Source organism: Pseudomonas sp. P5_B2 (assembly GCF_056400445.1).
On the sequence record NZ_JBFULH010000648.1, the window covers coordinates 1 to 2196 of the forward strand.

The 2196-nt window shown below is 56.5% G+C and carries 2 protein-coding genes and 1 pseudogene; all 3 read right to left on the reverse strand.

Annotated elements, in window-relative coordinates; genetic code table 11:
• A pseudogene (locus tag AC1DRJ_RS25165) lies at positions 1-207 on the reverse strand (protein-methionine-sulfoxide reductase heme-binding subunit MsrQ); the annotation flags it as partial.
• Complete coding sequence (gene msrP, locus AC1DRJ_RS25170; protein ID WP_477804544.1) at positions 207-1220, reverse strand: protein-methionine-sulfoxide reductase catalytic subunit MsrP; 1014 nt, start codon at positions 1218-1220, stop codon at positions 207-209. The gene msrP and the pseudogene AC1DRJ_RS25165, both read right to left, overlap by 1 nt.
• A 63-nt stretch (positions 1221-1283) precedes the next feature.
• Positions 1284-2141 carry a CDP-diacylglycerol--serine O-phosphatidyltransferase gene (pssA, locus tag AC1DRJ_RS25175; RefSeq protein WP_477804545.1) on the reverse strand — a complete coding sequence of 286 codons (858 nt, stop codon included), beginning with the start codon at positions 2139-2141 and terminating at the stop codon, positions 1284-1286.
• Positions 2142-2196: the final 55 nt, after the last annotated feature.

Below are 2196 nucleotides of genomic sequence, written 5' to 3' on the forward strand. Positions count from 1 at the left end.
GATCCACCCTGCCCACCCGGTGAGTTTTTGCAGAGGCGTCATGCTGAGCGTAATGAGTAACAGCACAAGCGTACCCAACCCCAATCGATCGACCAGCACCTTGCCCGGATCAGGACCCAATACGTCCACCCATGCCTGATACAACCAGAGCAGAGGCCATACCGCTGCCGCAATGAAGACGCCAATACGCCAAACCGGAAAACGCATCAGTAGTTCTTCCGCAAATCGAGCCCTGCATATAGAGAGGCGACTTCATCCGCATAGCCGTTGAACATCTGCGTATCACGTACATTGGGTTTGAACAGACCACTGGGCAAACGTCGCTCCCGCGCCTGAGTCCAGCGCGGGTGATCAACAGTGGGATTCACATTCGCGTAAAAACCATACTCATCCGCAGCAATGCTCTGCCATGTCGTTTTTGGCTGCTCGCTCACCAGGCTGATACGCACAATGGATTTGATGCTCTTGAAGCCGTACTTCCACGGCACCACCAGGCGCAGCGGCGCTCCATTCTGATTAGGCAGCTCACGCCCGTACATGCCTACTGCCAGAATCGCCAGCGGGTTCATCGCCTCATCCAGACGCAGCCCTTCTACATACGGCCAGTCAATCAAGGCAAAGCCGGAGCGCTGGCCCGGCATACTCTTGGAATCTTCCAGGGTTTCGAAACGAATGTACTTCGCCTTTGATGTCGGCTCGACCTGCTTGAGCAAGGCCGAGATGGGAAACCCTATCCACGGAATGACCATCGACCACGCCTCAACACAGCGCAGACGATAGATCCGCTCCTCCAACTGGTAAGGCTTCATGAAGTCTTCCAGCGCATACCGCCCCGGCTTGCCCACTTCTCCATCCACTACCACGCTCCACGGCTCAGTCTTTAACGCCCCGGCATTGGCGGCAGGGTCGCCTTTATCAGTGCCGAACTCATAGAAGTTGTTGTAGTGGGTTGCATCCTTAAAGGGTGTAATCGCTTCGTCCTTGACGGTGACCGCCCCCCATTTAGTAGAAGGAACCTTTTCCGCAAACCAGGAAGGAGCCTTGCCAGGCTCGACGTCCGCATAGTGCGCAGCCTCCCCGGCACAAGCCCAGCGCGGCAGGCTACTGACAGCCAAACCTGCAACGGCGGCCCCGAGAACATTTCGACGGGATAGATAGAGGGATTCAGGCGTGACGTCCGACTCATGGCAGTCAGACGCTTTGGGGACTTTGATCAGCATGGTAACTCCGCAGCTTTGGAGAACAGATGCACCAATAGACTGCGGAGTATGAGGGAAATTACATCACTCGGCGTTTTTGTGCCGACGAAGGTGCAACAGATATTGCACCGGACCGGAGGCCGCGTAAGCGAGGAAAACCAGCAGAAGAATGCGTGGCGGATCACTGAATACAACAGCAAACACCAGCACCACCGCAAGAATTGCCACGAAAGGCACGCGCCCTTTCAAGTCCAGCTCCTTGAAGCTGTTGTACTTGATGTTGCTAACCATCAGCATGCCGGCAGCAGCTACCATCAGCGCAACCAGGAAGGACATCTTCGATCCCTGAATGCCGWAGTCGCTGAACGCCCAGACAATTCCCGCGACCACACCCGCCGCAGCCGGACTGGCCAGACCAATGAAGTAGCGCTTGTCCGCAGTGCCGACCTGAGTGTTGAAGCGCGCCAGACGCAACGCTGCTCCCGCTACATAGATGAAGGCAACCATCCAGCCGACCTTACCCATATCACCCAAGGCCCAGCCAAACGCCAGCAATGCCGGCGCGACACCAAAGGCGACCATGTCTGACAGCGAGTCATACTCGGCACCAAAAGCGCTTTGGGTGTTGGTCATGCGAGCCACACGGCCATCAAGACCGTCGAGCACCATCGCAACGAAAATCGCGATGGCGGCAAAAGCAAAGTACTTGCTCGCATTGACCGAATCACCGGCACTCAAGGCCGCCTGGGCGCTCATCGAGTTGATGATGGAATAAAACCCCGCGAACAGGTTCGCGGTGGTGAACAGATTCGGCAGAAGATAGATACCACGATGCCGGACTTTGCGGCCTTCAGCGTCATGCCCTTCCTCGATGTGCTCATCGATGGGCAGCAGGCTTTCGGCGTCAGAAGCCTGGTTTGGCTCTTCGGGGCGTTCGCTCATGGACATTACCTTGCAACAGGATGGAAAGTTTTCGACAGGTGTCTGGGACGACGGT

What these genes read in the sequence shown, in the direction of transcription:
- msrP (WP_477804544.1), bottom strand. Translation starts at nt 1,220, where the DNA reads ATGCTGATCAAAGTCCCCAAAGCGTCTGACTGCCATGAGTCGGACGTC.